This window comes from Blastopirellula sp. J2-11 (assembly GCF_024584705.1).
Taxonomy (GTDB): domain Bacteria; phylum Planctomycetota; class Planctomycetia; order Pirellulales; family Pirellulaceae; genus Blastopirellula.
This window is the reverse complement of sequence record NZ_CP097384.1, coordinates 4,828,668-4,847,538: the sequence shown is the minus strand read 5'-3', so window position 1 is coordinate 4,847,538 and position 18,871 is coordinate 4,828,668. Positions and strand designations below refer to the sequence as shown.

Below are 18,871 nucleotides of genomic sequence, written 5' to 3'. Positions count from 1 at the left end.
TTATTTCCAAGGAACGCAAGATGGCCAGTCGTGGGATCATGCTGATGTCGCTTCTCTGCTGCGGCTGGGCGTCGCCGAGTTGGTCGCAAGAGACGCTCTCGATGGATGATATGACGCCGATGCAGGCGGAGTCAAAGCTGACGTTCGTCAACTATGATTACCAATCGCTCTTGGTCGATGAAGAACGAAATGCGCCTGACTTTCGCCCCCTGATCCAGTTGATTCAACGATTTGTTGCGCCAGAAAGTTGGGAAACGAAAGGGGGAAAAGGGCGAATCTTTGGCGTCGGCGGCAGCTTGTTGGTCTACCAAGATTCGCGGGCACACCTGGAGATCAGCCGCTTTACCCAGTTACTGAAGTTCGCGCAAACGAAAAGTTCGTGGTATCGCGGTCATATTCTCGGTACGCAATTCGGCGACTTCGCCCTGGAGGCGTTTCCCTACTACGAAGGCGATCGGAGCATGCCGTTCGCACTCGTTTACCCGCTGCGCGACTTGCCGCAGCAACAACTCGCGTTCGTCACCGATCGCGATTCCACGGATCGTGCGCCAGGATATCGATCTTTGACCGAATTGTTGAAGGCCGTACCAGAGGCCGACAGTTGGCAAGAGCAGGGAGGCGTCGGTTCGATCATCCACTTGCCGGTAGCGAACTGCATGATCATTGTTCAGCGGGATCCAGAGCATCGGCAGATTGTCGAGTTTTTGGGAGCGCTGCGCACCAATCGACACGGCCTCGGACTCTTCCGCGCCGGAGAATCACGAATCATCGAATATGCGCTGGTCGACATCGAAACAGGCGTCCTTTCGACCGAGAAGCTGCGCGACGTCGCGGTGCGGCTGCAAGACGAATTGAAGAATCTGCGGTGGGAAGCGAACGATCGGTTCATTATCGTGGATGATAAGCTGACGATTTCGCAAACGATCCAGGGTCATGCAGCGGTCAAAGCAAAGTTCGCCAAGTGGGGACTACGGTTGATGATCGATTTACCCAGAGATGCCGCCAGTGACAAGCGAGTACCGTCCGATTTTTTGTCGCCTACGATATTGGGCGACTAATTCAACGGCCCACCTTATTGCGTTTTCCCGCTCCACGGGCGAGACTGGGCGTTTTCGCTTGGTCTCCCTGGTTTAGCTGCAGCGCACGTCGTGAAGATCGGTTCGACCCAAATCGTAGAGACATTCGCCGAAGCGTTCGGCATGCGGTATTGCCGCGTGATCGTCACGGCGCATGATCGTTATTGGCTGGAAGCGGCGACGCGTGAACTGTGCGGCTATGGCAGCTCGGTGATTGCCTGCGACGCCGAGGTCGGCGTCGAACGTTGGCTTTCGCCAGACCAGTCGCCCGACGGACGCGTCGGCGTATCCATATTGGCGTTCGGTTTCTCGACCGACGCGTTGGGCAAAGCGATCTCCAATCGGATCGGACAATGCGTGATGACCTGCGCATCGACGGCCGTGTTTGACGGCTTGTCAGCCAGTGAAGAACGCGTGCCGCTAGGGAAGCAACTTCGCTTTTTTGGCGACGGCTTTCAAAAGAGCAAAGTGGTCGCCGGTCGGCGATACTGGCGCATTCCCGTGATGGATGGGGAGTTTCTCTGCGAAGAATCGTTGGGTGTCGCCAAAGGAGTCGCCGGCGGCAACATCTTGATTCAGGCCGTCGATCAAGCGACCACCTTAGACGCCGCCCGACGCGGGGTGATCGCGATTGAAGCGTTAGCCGACGCAATCACGCCGTTTCCTGCCGGAGTCGCCCGTAGCGGCAGCAAAGTGGGTTCGCGCTACAAAGGCCTCCGCGCATCGACCGCCGACGCCTATTGCCCAACGCTCCGCAGTCGCGTCGAGTCCAAGGTGGTCGACGGCGCCAACTGCGTGCTGGAGATCGTCATCGACGGCGCAACCGAAGCGGCGGTCGCCGCAGCGATGAAAGCGTCGCTGCACGCCGCCGCCGGAGAAGGAGTGCTGGCGATCTCGGCCGGCAACTACGGCGGCAAGCTCGGCAAATTTCACTTCCACCTGCACGAGCTCCTCTCTTAAAATTGTCGATTGACGAAGCGCACAGATCTAGTTCCGCTCACAAAAATCCGTAGGGTGGGTGGAGAAAACCGCGATCAAATTCCGCCGCCAACAATCGACACGATCGGTTTGCGCAACCCACTTAAGACCCCAGTGTCGCCTTTCGCTCCGCGAAAGTAGCGTCCTATAGCTCGCGCTGCTTTCGCGGAGCGAAAGGCGACTATGGACCAGCCGCGTTGGCTCTCAAAAATTGTCTCTTGACGAAGCGCACGGAGTTGGGGTCGACTGCAAAAACTGTCGGTTTCGCGGCGGTTTTTCGCTGCGCGGTTTGGCTGTTTGGACTTTTCGTGGGGGACAATTTGCATGACGCTCAACGAACTTCGTCGACTGATCGCACGTTTAAGCAATGACCAAAAAACGTGGCGCGTCGACTTCCAGACGCGCAATCTGACGCGGGGCGAAATCGCCGAAGCGCGTTGGTTGGCCGTGGTTTTGATGCGGCCGGATCTCTTCACAAATTGCAACGTCCGGTCTGAATATTTTCAACATCAATCGCATTACGACATTTGCGTTGCGATGCTGCACATGCGGAACAAACGGATCCGCTGCGACGACCTGCCAGAGCTCCTCCGTCGGTTGGCGCAAGCAGGCTATCACGAAGAGAGCGCGATCGAAATGTTGTGCGACGTCTTGCTTTGCTGCGGCCAAATCAAAAATTTTGACGACTATGCCAAGACGCTGCAAAAACGTTTTGAAGCGCATCAAGCGGCGATCGAATTGTCGCCGGAGTGCGGACTCGTCCGACTCGACATCGCGGGCGGCGCCAGTCCGTTTCAAACGTTGACCACCGATCAATTGATCGCGCAGCAAGAGCCGCTCGAGTGGTTGTTGCCGGGGATGTTCGTGCGCTATGAACCGGCCGTGATCGTCGGGCCGAGCAAAAGCATGAAGTCCTCGATCGCGGTCGACTTGTGCGCGGCGCTGGCGCGCGGCGGCAAATTTTTGGGCCAGTTCGCTGTCGAGCGTCCGTTTCGCGTCGGCTATGTCAGCAAGCATGACGAGCGGCAAGCGCTGGCCGATCTCGCGCGGCGGTGGAGCGACTCCAGCGGCGTCGACCCGGGCAATTTGCCGAATTTGATTTGGTCGTTGGCGGTCGCCGACGCTTCCGATCCGGCGCACCTCGATCATCTGCGGGCATGGATTCGCCGTCATCAACTCGAAGTGATTGTGATCGATCCGCTGCGTCTCACTTCGACCGACAAACAGACGCAAGCAGAGCAACTGCACGACCTGGTCCGCTGCTGCATTACGGCCGGCGCGACGCCGATTTTGTGTTGTCAGTCTCGCCAAGCGATCCCCCGCAACGCGACTCTGGCGACCGATGTTTCGGCGAGTCTCGATTTTGCGCGGCAATGGATGTTGATTCAGCGCTGCGAAAATTATTCGCCCGGCAGCGGTCAGCATCGGTTACGCATGTCGTTCGGCGGCTGCGCCGGCCAAGGAGGCGTTTGGGGCGTCGATATCGACGAAGGAAACTTGGAAAATCCGCAGGGAAGAAGTTGGCGCGTAACGCTGCACGATGTTGAGTCGATCGAAGCGGAAGCGGCTGCCTGCGATGCGGCCGCGCAGGAGCAAAAATTGCAAGCGAAAATTCGGCTCGCGATCACGCGCATGGATCCAGAGCAAGCGACCAAGTCGAAAATCCGCGAACAAAGCGGAATCAGCGGAACCAAGTTTGCTCCGACATGGGACCAGATGATCGCCGCCGGAGAAATCGCCAAGACCAGTCAAGATCCGGAAGGAAAACGCTGGGCCTATGCCCGGTACCACCTGGCCGATCCGCCCATGCCGATAGAAAAAAAGGAACCGGTCCAGTCCAACGTTTTAGTCCCGACCAATCACCGGCGCCATGCGGCGGAACCCAACGATCCTCAGTCTGATGTCTCGGACGCCATGCTCTTTCTGCGAAGACGCAGTAAGAGCATGGCGCCGGGGGAAAAAGAAAGTCCTGTCCTGTCCAAGGTTCAGTAGTCGCAGATCTGCTGGAGAGTTGATCGTCGCCTTTCGCTCCGCGAAAGTAGCGTCCGCTGTCTTGCGCTACTTTCGCGGAGCGAAAGGCGACGATTGGTGGGTGGCGAAAAAAAAGAGGGCGGTCCGGTCCGATGGGAGCATCGCGTGCCGGAGGTCGCCCGCTTCGTTTCTCGTTTGACTTGCCTAACGACTAGGCTTCGACTTCAAAGATCGCTTCGACTTCGACGATCATTCCGCCGGGCAATCCGCTAACGCCGATGGCGCTGCGTGCGGCGATGCCGTTGTCGGGGCCAAAAACTTCGGCCATCAATTCGCTGAAGCCGTTGATCACGGCTGGGTGCGCGGTGAAGTCGTCAACGGCGTTGACCATGCCGAACGTTTTGACCAGTCGTTTGACCTTATCGAGACTACCGAGATGCGCTTGCAGCGTCGACAACATCGCGAGGCCGGTTTGACGCGCGGCGTCGTAGCCTGCTTGTTGATCCACGCTCTGGCCAACCTTGCCTGCCGAGAGGGTTCCATCCATTTGCAGCGGGCCATGTCCCGAGATATAGGCCAAGCCGTTGTGGACAAGGACCGGCTTGTAAACGCCCATCGCTTTGGGAGCCGGGGGGAGTTCCAATTTCAGTTCGGTGATTTTGGCGTCAGCGCTCATCGTCTTGGGTCTCGTAACTTCTGGCGGAAAAAAAGGTCGAAATGCATGCGGGAGTATAACACCGGCGGCGTGCGTCATAAACGGGCCACCAGCGCACGCTTTGCCCAAGCTGGGCGGCTGTTTGCGCCGGTCGCGGCGTCCGCGAAAAGAGGGGCACTTTTCAGGGCAAAATCAATGCGCGGATCTGTGGCGAATCTTCACGTTGATAGCTGCGCAGGCTAGAATGCGACCTTCTCACTCGACGCGCACAATTGCTTACCACCGTATGTGAACCCTGGGGAACTCGCGAATGAACGTATCGATTTTTCTACGCCTTTGTTTGATGATGTTCATTCAGTTTTTCATCTGGGGGTCATGGTACGTCACCGCGTACCTCTATCTAGGGAAGATTGGGTTTGGCGGTCCTGAGATCGCTTGGACCTATTCGGTGGGGCCGATCGCGGCGATCATCTCGCCGTTTATCGTGGGAATTTTCGCCGATCGATTTTTTGCGACCGAACGCGTGCTCGGCACGTTGCATATCGCCGGCGGTTTGTTCATGTTCGCCGCAGCGACGGTGATGAATGTGGGAGATCCGACCACGGTCGATCCGGCGGCGTTGCCGGCGCCATGGCTGGTGAACCTGCTCTTTTTTGGTCACATGTTGTGCTATATGCCGACGCTGTCGGTCACCAATACGCTGGCGCTGCATAACATGACCAACCCCGAAACGGAGTTTCCGCCGATTCGCGTGTTTGGCACGATCGGTTGGATCGTCGCCGGCGTGTTGGTCAGCTTTCAAGCTTGGGACGCCGCGATCAATCTCTTTTATCTCGCGGCGATCGCCGGCATCTTGATGGGCATTTACAGTTTCACGTTGCCGCATACGCCGCCGCCGGCGAAGGGAACCGAACTGCGAATTGGCGCATTGATCGGCATCGACGCTTGGGGAATGTTGAAGAATAAATCGTTCTTCATTTTCATTCTCAGTTCGTTTTTGGTCTGCATTCCGCTCGCTTTCTATTACCAGTTGGCAGGCAAGTATGTCGACGCGTGCGGCATTCCGAATCCGGCGTTCAGCATGAGCTTCGGTCAGATGTCGGAGATCATTTTCATGATCTTGATGCCCCTCTTTTTCGCACGCTTGGGCGTGAAGTGGATGCTGATTCTCGGCATGTTCGCGTGGGTCGTCCGTTACGGCTTGTTTGCAGGAGCTTCGTTTGACGGCACGTTTTGGATGGTGATTGTCGGCGTGGCGCTGCATGGTATTTGCTACGACTTCTTCTTTGTCACCGGCCAGATTTATACCGACAAAGCGGCGAACCCGGCGATTCGTGGACAAGCTCAAGGGTTGCTGGTGCTGTTTACGTTGGGGCTGGGCATGTTCGTCGGCGCCCAGATCGGCGGTCAAGTCGAGAATGCGTTGACCGCTCCGAAGGAGAAAAAAGACGAGCTGATGGTCAGCGCCGCCAAGATTGAAACCGGCATGAAGTCGTTGGAGATCGCCAGCAGTGCGGCGAGTCAGCTTTCGGCGCAAGCCGGAACGATTGCCGAAGAGGCGGCGCCAACCATGGTAACCGTCAAAATCGGTGGAGACGTTGCGCCATTCGAGGGAACCTTCTCGACAGCCGATGGGCAGGAGAAGCTGCAAAAGGAGATCGGTGAAATCGGCGTTCAGCTGGATGTCGCGCGCGAAGAACGGTCGACATTGCTGCTGCAAACGCTGAATTGGTTCTGGGTCTGGCTGATCCCGTGCATTTTCGCCGCTCTGATCATGGTGATGTTCGGTCTGGTCTTTAAGGATGTGCCGACTGCCGCCAAAGCGGACGACGATTCGCTGCCGCCGGCGCATTAAATATAGGAATAGGCGCCGCGCCAGAGACGTATTTTGCGTTTCTGCGATCGACAAAAGTGAAAAGACAGGGGCTCGTCGAACTCGGCAAGCCCCTGTTTTTGCGCTTCGAGAGCAAGCTTGCTCTTCGCTTTCCCCGCTGTTTTCTCGAGGAAACAGCCGATTCGGAAAACTTGGCGGATTTTCTCCAGATTTTCTAAAGCGAGAGATTTGACTCGTTTGGGATCCGACCTAGGTTTCAAGTGAACAAGGGAGTAGCTAACGCAAAACCTTGCTCGGTGACAGAACGTCGCCGTCATTTCCTGTCTTTTCCGGAATTCTCCGAGCAATCGTAAAACTCGTAATTTCGGTCAAGCGGGCAATGGCCTGCTGCCAGACGTCCTCGAAAAAGGCAAACCGATCGTGAGGTCGGGACGCAAAGCCAAGGGCCACGCAAGTGGACGCCAGGCTGCCGAAGGGTGCGCTCGCGAATGTTCGCAGCGGTAAGAACCTCGGAGGCGAGAGTGAGGGACATGGCGAAATTCGTCGTAGGTTGATTTTCAGTTGCAATTTGCAGGCCGACGTCGGAGACAACGTCGCGGCTGAAAGTCAAAATCGCATCCTTGTTAAATGCCGCTTTAGGCACTTGTGGAGATCTCATGAACATTCTCGCTCAAAAGATTCAGAATTTCCTGGTATCGGAAGATGGCCCCACCGCGGTTGAGTACGCCGTGATGTTGGCCCTCATCGTGATCGTATGCTTGACGGCCATTCAGGCCATCGGCACCCAGGCGAACGCCACGTTCACCAAGATTGGCAACGACATGTCGACCGCCAATGCGACCGGCGGCGCCACTCCGTAGTCGCTTGCGACGTCCAGCAGAGCGTGCGAAACACGTCGCACGTTCTCCACGTTTATTGGAAAAGCCCCTTTGACGTCATCGGCTGGTCGATGTCAAAGCGGGCTTTTTTTTCGCTGCGCGAAATCGCGGCGAAGGGGATGGCAGTGACGCGGCGGCTTAGCTCGCCAACGTCGTGAAAAGTCGCAGAAAACGTCCGGCAACGCCCGTCGTCACGTACGGCGCATGCTACGTTTTCTGATAATTTCGCGCTCTTTGCGCGGATGTCAACGATTCATGCAATGACCGAGGCTTGATCTCGGCGGAGAGCTACCAGGAGAGAATCATGGAATACGTAAACGATTTGGGCGCGTCGATGGCGGAACATTGGCCGGTTTGGGTAGTGACCGTGACGTTGATCGTTGCGGCGGTGATTGACGGCTTTCAGCTGAAGGTCCCGAACTGGATCACGTTCCCATTTATTATCGCCGGCTGGACTTACAGCGTGATCGCTTTCGGCTGGGAAGGTCTCGGCTGGAGCATGCTGGGCACCATCGTCGGACTGGCCTTACTGCTGCCGGCTTACGCGATCGGCGGCATGGGCGCCGGCGACGTGAAACTGCTTGCCGGCGTCGGTGCTTGGATGTACGGCACGCACACTTTTTACGCTTTCTGCATTTCGGCTGTCGTCGGCGCGGTGCTGGCGATCGGCATGGTCTTGTTCCGAGGCGCTTGGGAAAAGCACTCGAACCAGGCCTGGATGATTTTGAACGAAATCCTGACGATCCGTGACCCGAATCAACTTTCGGCGATCGCAGCCGAGCGGAAGCCGACGATGATGTTGCTTCCCTATGGCATCCCGATCGCGATCGGATCGATCGCTTACTTCATATGGATGGGAATGCTGGTATGACCCCCACAAGAACCGTCGCAGTAGAAGCCGAGGTAAATAGCGAAACTTGGACGCAGTGTGAAACTGGGTCGACTTTGACGCCGCAGAAGTTCAGGTTACATCGACCTTGTCGATTGTACCGATCAAAACGAACGGGAGCGGCGGTTGTCGAGTTTGCTATCGTGGCTCCCCTGTTTTTTCTGTTGGTGTTCGGCATGATCGAATACGGCAGGATGGTGATGGTTCAGCAGGTGATTACCAACGCGTCGCGAGAAGGAGCTCGACGAGCGGTTCTCGACGGGGCGACTACCAGTGAAGTAGTCGCAGCGGTCGAAGAGTTTCTCGAGCAAGCTGCGGTGAGCGGCGATAACTTAGAAATTCGCGTTTCGCCGGATCCCCCCGGCAACGCGTCCAACGGCGATCCGGTGGGGGTGACGATCAGCGTGCCGTTTAGCGACGTCAGTTGGATGCCTTCCCCGATGTATCTGGGGGGAACGACGTTGGAAGCGAAGACGGTGATGCGTCGCGAAGGAATCAAATAAACGAATCTGATTGGCGCCATGTGCGCCAGTGGAATCGACTGCATCGGTTGTAGCGGTGTGCGTGCGTGGGTTGGCTTCGCATCGCAAGTACGCCGATGAAGGAATTAACTATTTTGCGCTTCGGCCAGACGCGCATTGCTAGCTCGATTACGACGGCACGGATGCTAGCAAACTAAGGAAATATTCATGCGTCCCAAATCGTTAATTCTGATCGTATTCGCTCTGGGCTGCGGATTGGTAGCTTCGATCGGCATCAGTCAGGTGCTGGAAAGCAAGAGCCAACAGGCCACGGCGCCGCAGATGGAGATGGAAAACATCTTCGTCGCGATCGAAGACATTGACATCAACGAACAACTTTCGCCCGAACTGATCAAGCTGGAGCCGTGGCCCAAGGACAAAGTGCCTGAGGGAGCGGTGACCAACCTGGAAGAGGTCGAAAATCGTCGACCGCGCGTTCGGTTGTATGCCGGCGAGCCGATTTTGGAACGCAAGCTGTTCGGGTCAAACGAGGACAAAGGCGCCTCGAAGATGATTCCGAAAGGCTTTCGCGTTCACTCGGTTCGCGTGACGGCTGAAAGCTCCGCTTCCGGTTTGATCTTGCCGGGTGACCGCGTCGATGTGCTGGTTTACCTGCGCAACTCGGGCAGCATCAACAAAACATTGACCCGCACGATTTTGAAGAACGTGCGCGTTTTCGCGGTGAACGAGCAAACGCATCGCGAAACCGACTCGGAAGGAAACACGATCACGGCCAAGACCGTTTCGCTGCTAGTGAAACCGAGTCAGGTCGAAGTGCTCATGCTGGCGAGCCAGCTCGGCAACTTGAGCTTGTCGCTGCGTCCGCCGGATGATGACACCATCGAAGACGACACGGATGACGCGACGATTGAAGAACTGATGGGTATCGATGAAGACGCGGATCCCAAGAAGAAAAAGAAGCCGATCGCGGCAGCGAAGCCTGACACAGGCGGATTCTTGGGATTCCTACAAAACTATGGCGGCAGCAAACCGGTAGAAATGCCGGTTGAATCGGGACCGGAGTGGACGATGGATCTGCTCGACCCGAACGGAGTTCGTCGCTTTGAGTTTGGTCAAGATGGAAAGCTTCCGTTAGAAGTCGCGCCTGGCGCGGCGGGTTCTTCAGCGGCGGCGCCGGTTTCGATTCCAATGCAAGGATTGGGATCGATGCCGCAAGGATCGGGCTTCACTCCCAGTGGAGTTGGCTCGTCCACAGGGCAATCGACGGCAGATGCGACGCAAGGCGGCGACGCCTTGCAACAAGACGACGCGTCGCAGGATCAAGCGGCGCCACTGGGCCTGGATGATTAAGTAGAAAAAAACGGAATTCGATTCGGGTACGCGAGGACACGGACTGGACTCGCGCCCAATACGCAAGGATGTTCACGGATGATGACTTCTCGCCGCCCTTTGGGGTTCTTGTACAGCTACGGCGTCGCCTGTTTGCTTATTGCAATCGCGACTCCAGCCGCAAACGCCCAGGATATGGGCGTCGTGCCAAACGTCAACTTCAAGGTCGACGCGCCCAATCAGCGATTGGAGATGATGGTTAACTCCAGTCGAATCTTCACGCTGGATGCGAAGATCCCGAAGGCGCAAGTGAACAATCCTGACTTGCTGCGGTTGACGCCGCTGGCGCCCAACAAGATTCAGGTTTCTGCGCTCAAACCAGGCGTCACGCAAGTCAACCTGTGGAATGAAGACGGCACGATCCATACGATCGACATCATCGTGATCGGCGACGGCCGCGAATTGCAGTTGTTGTTGGAAACCGAGTTTCCCAACTCGTCGATCAAAGTTCGTCCGCTCGCGAGCAGCGTCGTGCTGTCAGGCTACGTCGATCGCCCAGAAGCGGTCAGCCGAATCGTTGCGATGGCCGAAGACTACTATCCGAAAGTCATCAACAACATTACCGTCGGCGGCGTTCAGCAAGTCATGCTGAAGGTCAAAGTCTACGAAGTTTCTCGGACCAAATTGCGCCGCTTGGGCATCGACTGGGCGTCGATTGGATCTGACTATTTCGTTTCGTCCACCGCGGCCAATGTGTTGGGGCCGGCGGGTGTTCTTGCGCAGCCGGCAAATATTATCGCTCAAGAGGGAGGTAATGCGTTATCAGCGGCTAACCAAACCGTGCAGTTTGGCGTACTCGGATCAAGCACGCAGTTCTTCGGGTTTTTAGACGCTTTGCGCCAAAACAACGTCGCCAAACTGTCGGCGGAACCGACGTTGGCCACGATTAGCGGTCGTCCCGCCAGCTTCCTGTCTGGTGGTGAAGTGCCGATCCAAGTCGCTTCAGGTCTCGGCACCACGTCCATTGAGTACAAGCAGTACGGCACGCGGGTTGACTTTGTACCGATCGTGCTGGGTAACGGCAATCTGAAGCTGGAAGTTCGCCCGGAAGTGAGTGAGCCTGACTATAGTGTGGCGATTAACGGCACGCCCGGTTTCCGCACGCGTTGGGTAGATACGGCCGTTGAAATGAAAGCGGGACAATCTTTCGCTTTGGCCGGTTTGATTCAGGAGAAAATCGAAACCGAAACGCGCGGTCTACCCTATCTGGCCGATCTGCCCTGGTTGGGCGCCGCGTTTCGTCGAAACACCGATTCGCGCAACGAGGTGGAACTGTTGATCATCGTGACCCCAGAACTTGTCGGAGCGTTGAATCCGGAAGAAGTTCCTTGCGAGTATCCAGGTTCCAGCACCGGAATCGTCAATGACTGCGAACTTTATGGACGCGGTTATGTGGAAGTTCCGGCTTGCCCGCCGGGGGGAGCCTGCATCGGCGAACCGGGGATGATTGGACCTTACGATGGCGAAAATATCGCGCCTGGCCCTCCAGTGATCGAAATAGTGGAACCGGCGGCTGCGGGACAATCGACGCAAATGCGGATGCCGGCTCAACAACCGGTACCGGCGGCTCCGGTGCGGATCAGCCCGATGGCTCCGCCGAAGAGCTCGACGGTCGAAGCCTCAAATCCGCTTCAGCCGGCTCAGTCCGAACCGACGCTGATTGGACCAGTCGGTTATGACTCGTTGAGATTTTAGTCGCGGCGCCGGAAATGCGCACTACACTTTCTTAACTTGCACCCTGCCTAAATCCGTCTTTCACAGCGCTAGACGTCGCATTAAGAAGTATGTCGGCTATGAATAACGTATTGCGAGTCGCCTTGGTTGATCCAACCGACTCGACCCGAGAAAAACTGAAGTCTACATTGCTCAGCATGGAAGTCATTTGGCTAGAAGCCGAATGCTCTCGGTACGAGTTCTTCGCCGATGTGGTTGGACAAACCAATCCCGATATCGGGATCGTTTCGCTCGATGCGAATCCCGAGAAAGGTTTGGCGCTGATTGAAGAGCTGCACGACGCAAATCCGGAGTGCAGCATTTTAGTTATCAGCGCTTCGACAGACGGCAATCTAATTTTACGTGCGATGCGCGCTGGCGCCAAAGAGTTTTTGACCCACCCGGTGGTGCTTGAAGATTTGATGGCGGCCTTGGAGCGGATCAGCAGTCAGAAGTTCGGCAAAGGAGAATCACGCTCGCGCGGTTGCCGCGTGATTACCGTTGGCGGAGCGACCGGCGGCGTTGGCGCCACCAGTTTGGCGGTCAATCTTGGTTGCCTATTGGCCTCCAATGAAAAGAACAACGTTGTGTTGATCGATCTCGATCTGGCGCTAGGCGACGCAGACGTTTTTCTCGACACCATCCCCGACTATACGCTGGTCGACGTCGCGCAAAACATTCAGCGACTCGACTTCAACCTGTTGAAACGATCGCTCACCAAACATTCGTCGGGGCTCTACTTATTGCCGCGACCGGTGCAATTGCACGACGACTCGCTGATCAGTCCCAGCGACTTTACGCGTGTGATTGGCTTGCTCAAAGCGACCTTTACGCACGTCATCATCGATTTGTCAAAAGGCTTTCGCCCGCTCGACTTTGTCGCCATGCGCGAGGCGCAAGACAATCTGATGGTGATCCAACTGGATCTCCCTTGTTTGCGAAACGTCGTCCGCTTGATGATGTCCTTTTCTGAAACGGACGGACTGAAAGAGAAGACGCGGATCGTGGTCAATCGCGTTGGTCTCGATTCTGGGCAGATCAGCCTGAAAAAGGCGCAAGAAACGATCGGCAGCGAGATCTTTTGGCAGATCCCCAATGACTATCGCGTGATGGTCGAAGTTCGCAATAACGGCGTGCCGCTGATCGAACAGGCGCCCCGCGCCGGCATTACGCAAGCGATAGCTGGGTTGGCCGACGTGTTGTCTGGCGAAAACAAAAAAGCTTCTGCGACCGGCAGCAAAGCCGGCCTCAGTCGATGGTTCGGCTTTCTGGGGGGAAAGAACCCCGAGGCGCAGCCGGCGCCCGAAAGCAGCGAAGAGACCGCCTCCAAGTAAAACGCAGGCTTCCCTTGGAATCTGCACGATGAAAATTGGCGCCATGAAAATTGGGGTCAGACCCCAATTTTGCTGCAAAAAGGTCTGCCCCCATTTTTCATTCTCACATTCATTCTGCTTTTTCAGCCGCTTCGCTCCGCGCAATCGATACGATCGGATCTCGGCGGAGGGTCGCCGAAATTCTTCCGACGTTGTCAATCGTATGACGTATGTTTTTCACGAGGTCCAGTGGCCGTTACCCCTGACGGTATGCGCTCGATTTCTGAAACATTCGCATTGTGCGTCGCATGAAGACGGCGCGGAGAAGAGAAATGTCTGTACGATCATTGAACTCAGAAGCGAAAAACGGAGACGCCAAGCAGGCCGAGTTCGAAAACCTGAAGCGTCGCATTCATGGCAAACTTGTCGATAAGCTGGATCTTTCGAAAGTAGGCGAACTCGAAGGCGAAGTCTTGCGCCGCGAGATTCGTCTGGTCGTAGAGCATCTTTGCGATACGGAAGAAACGTTGCTCAATCGCAACGAACGCGAACGACTGATCGAAGAAGTTCTGGACGAAACATTCGGCTTAGGGCCGCTCGAATTGCTGCTCAAAGATCATGCAATCAGCGATATTCTGATCAACGGGCCCAAGCAGATCTATTGCGAAAAGAATGGACGGCTTGAAAAGAGCCAAGTGACCTTTCGCGACAACAACCATCTGCTGCAAATCATTGACCGCATCGTTTCTCGCGTCGGTCGTCGCGTGGACGAAACTTGCCCGATGGTCGACGCTCGCCTGCCGGACGGTTCTCGTTTTAACGCGATCATTCCGCCGCTGGCGTTGGATGGCGCCGCCGTGTCGATTCGCCGTTTTGGCTCGAATCCGCTGAAGCTGGAAGACCTGCTCAACTACAAAGCGTTCACGCCCGAGATGGTGATGCTGCTGGAAGGGGCGATCAAAGCCCGTTTGAACATCATCATCGCCGGCGGCACCGGTTCAGGTAAGACGACGTTGCTCAATACGCTCTCGAGCTTCATCTCGGCCTCAGAACGTATCGTGACGATCGAAGACGCCGCGGAATTGCAACTGCAGCAGGATCACGTCGTGCGGTTAGAAACGCGTCCTTCCAATGTCGAAGGGAAGGGTTCTGTTACGGCGACCGACCTGGTCCGCAATGCTCTGCGTATGCGGCCTGAGCGAATCATCATCGGCGAATGTCGCGGCGGCGAAACGCTCGACATGCTGCAAGCGATGAACACGGGTCACGAAGGTTCGATGACCACGATCCATGCGAATACCCCGCGTGACGCGATCGCGCGCGTCGAGACGCTGATCTCGATGGCCGGCTTTGAATTGCCGATCAAAGCGATGCGTCAACAGATCGCCAGCGCGGTCGACCTAATCATTCAGGCCAACCGTATGCAGGGGGGATCGCGTCGCGTGACGCACATCACCGAGGTGATCGGCATGGAGCAAGACACCGTCGTGATGCAAGACGTTTATCGATACAACAAAACTGGCATTGATGAGACAGGGCGAGCTCGAGGTCAGTTTGAAGCGACCGGCGTCCGGCCGAACTTTATGTCGAGACTTGAATCGGCAGGCGTTCGGCTTCCGGCCAGCGCGTTCAGGCAACGCGTGATGTTGGTCGACTAATCCTGTTCCCGGTAGGCGCCATAAGAGGTACTGCCCCATGTTGTCGATATTAATTCCCATCGTCGTCTTCGTAGGCATCGCCGCGTTGATCGGCGGCGTTGCATTGAGCTTCCGCAGTACCGGCAGCGAAGATGCCGAAATGCGACTCGACGTTCTGACCGGAGCTGGTCAGCCGCGCGGCAAAGACGCCGATCCTGCGGCCGGATTGCTCTCTGGTTTTCAGGATGAAGGGAACGCGATCGAAGCGTACGTCCTTCAGTATTTCAACCTGCGGCTCTTTCTGGATCAGGCCGACATGAGCATGTCGGTCGCCAATTTGGTGATGATCTCAGGCGGGTTAGCGGCTGCCGGCGGCATCTTGCCAGTTGCTTTGGGCATGCCGTTTTATGTCGCGCCGATTACCGCCGGATTGTTGGGCGTGATTCCATTCGCCGTCGTCCATTTTAAGCGGAAAGCTCGCTTGGCCAAATTTGGCAAGCAACTACCTGACGCGCTGGAGCTGATTTCGCGGGCCTTGCGCGCCGGACATAGCTTGGGCGCCGGGTTTCGCCTGGTGAGCGAAGAGTCGGATGATCCGATCGGGCGTGAATTCTCGAAAGTGTTCGAGGCGCAAAACCTGGGCGTTTCGTTAGAAGACGCAATCACCGACATGACCGAACGCGTCCCGAACTTGGATCTCAAGTTCTTTGGCACGGCGATCATTTTGCAGCGTCAGACCGGCGGCGATTTGGCCGAAATCCTCGACAAAATCGGCCGACTCGTGCGACAACGACTTGAGCTGTTCGGCACGATTCAAGCGCTTACCGGCGAAGGCCGGATCTCTGGTATCGTCCTGTTGGGACTGCCGCCGGCGCTGTTTGTCGCGCTGTGGCGACTCAATCCGGGCTATGTCATGACGCTGTTTACCGACCCGCTCGGAAATAAGATGCTGGCCGTCGCGATCGTAATGCAGTTGATCGGGGCGTGGGTCATTCAGAAAATCATCGACATCAAGGTGTAAGCGAACCATGGACCTTTCCTTTCTCAACTGGGCCATCCTGGTGCCGCTCGCCGTATTCGGCCTCATTACAGCCGGCGTCTGGTGGTTGATTGATTCGTGGTCTCCCAGCGCGACGCGCGCGGAAGATCGGCTCGACGATTTTAAAGATCCGATTGGTAAAAAAAATCGGGAAGATCGCGCCGGCAACGCGGTTTCAAAAGTGCTGGAGAAAGCGACGCCGGCCTTTGCGGCTCCGTTGCAACCTAAGAATGCGAAAGACGCCAACGCGCTGAAAGAGCGGCTCACGCATGCCGGATTTCGGAGCGAAGCGGCGCCCAACGTGTTCCTCGGCTTGAAATTCGCCTCGTTGCTGATCGGCTTGATCGCCGGTGGGGGACTGGTGCTGCTGCTCGGCAACTACAATCAAAGCGATCTCTTCAAAGGAATCGCGATCGCCGGCATCTCGTTTTACATTCCCTCGATTGGCCTGTGGTATCTTGGCAAGAAGCGAAAAGAACAGATCTTCCGCGGCTTGCCGGACGCGCTGGACCTGATGGTCGTCTGCGTGGAAGCGGGGCTCGGTCTCGATCAAGCGATGCGGCGCGTTTCGGAAGAAATGAAAAAGACGTATCGGGTGATTGCCGAAGAATTCGGGCTCTGCAATTTCCAACTGCAAGTCGGCCGTCAACGCAGCGACGTGTTGCACGAACTTGGTAATCGCACCGGCGTCGACGATTTGCGTTCCCTCGCAGCGATCTTGATTCAAGCCGACAAATTCGGCTCTAGCATCTCTCAAGCGTTGCGCGTGCAAAGCGATTCGATGCGGACGCGTCGCCGGCAGATTGCAGAAGAGAAAGCGGCCAAGACGGCGGTGAAGATGATTTTCCCGCTGGTCTTCTTCATTTTCCCCGGCATCTTTGTCGTGCTAGTCGGACCGGCGGCGATCACCGTGATTCGCGAGATGTTGCCGATGATGGCGGCCAACAGCTAACGCCGTTGCAATCCGCAAACTTTACCTGACTCAACCTGGCCGCACATTGTGCGGCCAGGTTTTTTGTGAGAGGTGGGGGTAAATGTGAATCTGTACCGTCTCGGCGGCTGTAGGTGGCTGCGCTACGCGCGATTTTCCGATAAGCCCAATAAGCACCGGGCCAACGGGCAGATCGCGCAAGCGCGAGTAAGAACTACCGAGCTAGTTGGACTAGCCCCATCTGAGGAGATAGACGGATGAATCGAGGTCAGGCAGTCGCGCTTACCATCGCCGCCGCTTTTGTCATGGCGGGATCGTGCGACGCCGGTTGGCGTGAATTCTGGGAACGCTCCAAGATCGACTACGCGCGGAACAAATGCTGGCCTGAGCCATTCCTCACGAATGACCGCATGGCGACTCGGAACTATCTGAGCCAAATGACGGCGAACGGCATCCGCTTGCAGAACACGCTGGGCGATCATCACTTTAATAGTGAGACGAACGAGATTACCCGCGGCGGCGAGATGAAGATTCGCCAGATCCTGGAAGGTTTGCCAGACCGCCGCGCCGTCTTTGTCAAAACTTCGCTGACGCAAGAAGCGACGCAAACTCGGATGGCTTCGGTTTACGCCGCGGTAGCCCGCATGTTGGGACCAAACGCACATCCTGAGATTTACGAGTCAGGAGCCGAGCCTTACGGTCGTCCGGCCGACTTTATTGACGACATCTACCGAGCCGAGCGCGGTTCGATTCCGGCGCCTCGCTTGCCGGCTGCCCAGTCGTCAACGCAATAAGTGGGGTAAAGTCACGGTAGCGGCGCCGGCAGGGGGCGCCGCTTTCGGGAAAACATCGCCAGATATCGGCTTGGTTGTCGCTCGCGCCCATTTTCGGTGTAGAGCGACGGCGTCTTTCGTCGAAAAGTAAACGGGCAAGTTATTCCGATTATAAGTGCGGCTGGTGCTAGCAGCCCACAAGCGCGTTCGCACGGAGGTGTCGCGTGGCCCTGAACAAGACCATATTCAATTCGCATTCGCTTCGTGCAGGTATTGCATCGATGGCGCTGGCAAGCGCCATGTGGACTTCTACGTTAAATGCCGAAGAGACGAGCGGCGGTTTGCTTGGCAATCTCCCCTCGTTTCAGGTGCGGCAAGCGCAATTTACGAGCGACAAGAGCGAATCGACGACTCTCGACGAATATATTCGCGAGAAGGAATCGCAGAAAAGCCAAAAGTCTGGTGATAGCGGCTTCACCGCCACGCTGAAAAACGCCGGCAAAAGCATCTCCGACGCTTTTACGATCAAATCAAAGACCATTCCGGCCGATGACCCGCTCAGTTTGGCGAACACGCCCGATCATCTGAATGCGGATGTCTATCTCGGTTCCGGGCGGATGCATGAGCAGCAAGGAGACTTTGATGGCGCGGCCAAGCAGTATTTGAAAGCGATCGAAGAGTATCCCGATAATCTGTTCGCGCTGCTCAGTTATGCACGTCTGCTCGATCGCCAAGGGAAATCGCCCGCGGCGCTGGAGTACTACCAAAAAGCGGCAGCTGCGCATCCCGACAGCGCCGTCGCGATGAACGATCTGGGGCTTTGCTATTTGAAGTCGAAACGCTTTGATGACGCGATGGGAGCGATCTTCAAGGCGACGATGATCGAGCCAGAGAACAAACGTTATCGTAATAACATGGCCAGCGCGCTGGTCGATGCGAATCGCCTGGAAGAAGCCTTTTCGCAGCTTGAATACGCGCATGGCGCCGCACCGGCTCACTACAACCTTGGCTACCTGCTTTACAAGCGGGGAGACTCCCAGTTGGCTCGCGTTCATTTGAACATGGCGATTGAAAAAGACCCCGATCTGAATGCGGCTCGGCAGTTGTTGTCGATCCTGGATCGAAGCCAGCCAGAGGTCGCCAGCTTGCCGTCACGCGGGCCTCAGCCGAACTTGCGTCGGTTGCCTGCCGCTCCTAGCCCGCCGCAGCTGAATTTCAATCAAAACTCGGGAAGCGGCATGCAGACGGCTCCTCCGTTTCGTCGTTAGACGGCAGGAATCGATTACCATAGAAAAGAAACAACGCCGACCATT

16 protein-coding genes and 1 riboswitch are annotated in these 18,871 nt (G+C 56.5%); of the genes, 15 read left to right on the top strand and 1 reads right to left on the bottom strand.

Annotated elements, in window-relative coordinates:
• The first annotated feature begins 20 nt into the window (after positions 1-20).
• From M4951_RS19105 to M4951_RS19095, 3 genes are all read left to right on the top strand, one after another.
• Positions 21-1,058 (top strand): hypothetical protein, encoded by a 1,038-nt coding sequence (locus M4951_RS19105; protein WP_262023229.1) that lies wholly within the window; start codon positions 21-23, stop codon positions 1,056-1,058.
• Between the two features lie 90 nt (positions 1,059-1,148).
• Complete coding sequence (gene fhcD / locus M4951_RS19100) at positions 1,149-2,036, top strand: formylmethanofuran--tetrahydromethanopterin N-formyltransferase (protein ID WP_262023228.1); 888 nt, start codon at positions 1,149-1,151, stop codon at positions 2,034-2,036.
• A gap of 342 nt (positions 2,037-2,378) precedes the next feature.
• The gene (locus M4951_RS19095; protein ID WP_262023227.1) at positions 2,379-4,046 is read left to right on the top strand and encodes an AAA family ATPase; all 1,668 of its coding nucleotides are present in this window, start codon (positions 2,379-2,381) and stop codon (positions 4,044-4,046) included.
• A 190-nt stretch (positions 4,047-4,236) separates the two neighbouring features.
• Here the strand turns inward: M4951_RS19095 and M4951_RS19090 are convergent, their stop codons facing one another.
• Positions 4,237-4,701 (bottom strand): RidA family protein, encoded by a 465-nt coding sequence (locus tag M4951_RS19090; RefSeq protein WP_262023226.1) that lies wholly within the window; start codon positions 4,699-4,701, stop codon positions 4,237-4,239.
• Between the two features lie 289 nt (positions 4,702-4,990).
• Between M4951_RS19090 and M4951_RS19085 the strand changes: the two genes are divergently transcribed.
• The 12 genes from M4951_RS19085 (at position 4,991) to M4951_RS19030 (ending at position 18,826) form a co-directional block, all read left to right on the top strand.
• Positions 4,991-6,535: an MFS transporter gene (locus M4951_RS19085; RefSeq protein WP_262023225.1), complete on the top strand. Its 1,545-nt coding sequence runs from the start codon at positions 4,991-4,993 to the stop codon at positions 6,533-6,535.
• Positions 6,536-6,912: 377 nt separating this feature from the next.
• Positions 6,913-6,988, top strand: a riboswitch (cyclic di-GMP riboswitch).
• Positions 6,989-7,170: 182 nt separating this feature from the next.
• Positions 7,171-7,374: a Flp family type IVb pilin gene (locus M4951_RS19080; protein WP_002654885.1), complete on the top strand. Its 204-nt coding sequence runs from the start codon at positions 7,171-7,173 to the stop codon at positions 7,372-7,374.
• Between the two features lie 322 nt (positions 7,375-7,696).
• On the top strand, positions 7,697-8,263 hold the full coding sequence (locus M4951_RS19075; protein ID WP_262023224.1) for a prepilin peptidase: 567 nt from the start codon (positions 7,697-7,699) through the stop codon (positions 8,261-8,263).
• Positions 8,264-8,337: 74 nt separating this feature from the next.
• Positions 8,338-8,784, top strand: a complete 447-nt coding sequence (locus M4951_RS19070; protein WP_315985775.1) for a TadE/TadG family type IV pilus assembly protein — start codon at positions 8,338-8,340, stop codon at positions 8,782-8,784.
• 186 nt (positions 8,785-8,970) lie between these two features.
• On the top strand, positions 8,971-10,113 hold the full coding sequence (gene cpaB / locus M4951_RS19065; RefSeq protein WP_262023222.1) for a Flp pilus assembly protein CpaB: 1,143 nt from the start codon (positions 8,971-8,973) through the stop codon (positions 10,111-10,113).
• A 78-nt stretch (positions 10,114-10,191) separates the two neighbouring features.
• The gene (locus M4951_RS19060; protein WP_262023221.1) at positions 10,192-11,847 is read left to right on the top strand and encodes a type II and III secretion system protein family protein; all 1,656 of its coding nucleotides are present in this window, start codon (positions 10,192-10,194) and stop codon (positions 11,845-11,847) included.
• A 98-nt stretch (positions 11,848-11,945) separates the two neighbouring features.
• Positions 11,946-13,199 (top strand): response regulator, encoded by a 1,254-nt coding sequence (locus M4951_RS19055; RefSeq protein WP_262023220.1) that lies wholly within the window; start codon positions 11,946-11,948, stop codon positions 13,197-13,199.
• Between the two features lie 311 nt (positions 13,200-13,510).
• The gene (locus M4951_RS19050) at positions 13,511-14,836 is read left to right on the top strand and encodes a CpaF family protein (RefSeq protein ID WP_262023219.1); all 1,326 of its coding nucleotides are present in this window, start codon (positions 13,511-13,513) and stop codon (positions 14,834-14,836) included.
• Positions 14,837-14,873: 37 nt separating this feature from the next.
• Positions 14,874-15,836, top strand: a complete 963-nt coding sequence (locus tag M4951_RS19045) for a type II secretion system F family protein (protein WP_262023218.1) — start codon at positions 14,874-14,876, stop codon at positions 15,834-15,836.
• A 7-nt stretch (positions 15,837-15,843) separates the two neighbouring features.
• Entirely contained in the window at positions 15,844-16,806 is a 963-nt protein-coding gene (locus tag M4951_RS19040; protein WP_262023217.1) for a type II secretion system F family protein, read from the top strand.
• A gap of 236 nt (positions 16,807-17,042) precedes the next feature.
• Entirely contained in the window at positions 17,043-17,579 is a 537-nt protein-coding gene (locus M4951_RS19035; protein WP_262023216.1) for a hypothetical protein, read from the top strand.
• Between the two features lie 278 nt (positions 17,580-17,857).
• Positions 17,858-18,826 carry a tetratricopeptide repeat protein gene (locus tag M4951_RS19030; protein WP_262023215.1) on the top strand — a complete coding sequence of 323 codons (969 nt, stop codon included), beginning with the start codon at positions 17,858-17,860 and terminating at the stop codon, positions 18,824-18,826.
• The last annotated feature ends 45 nt before the right edge of the window (positions 18,827-18,871 follow it).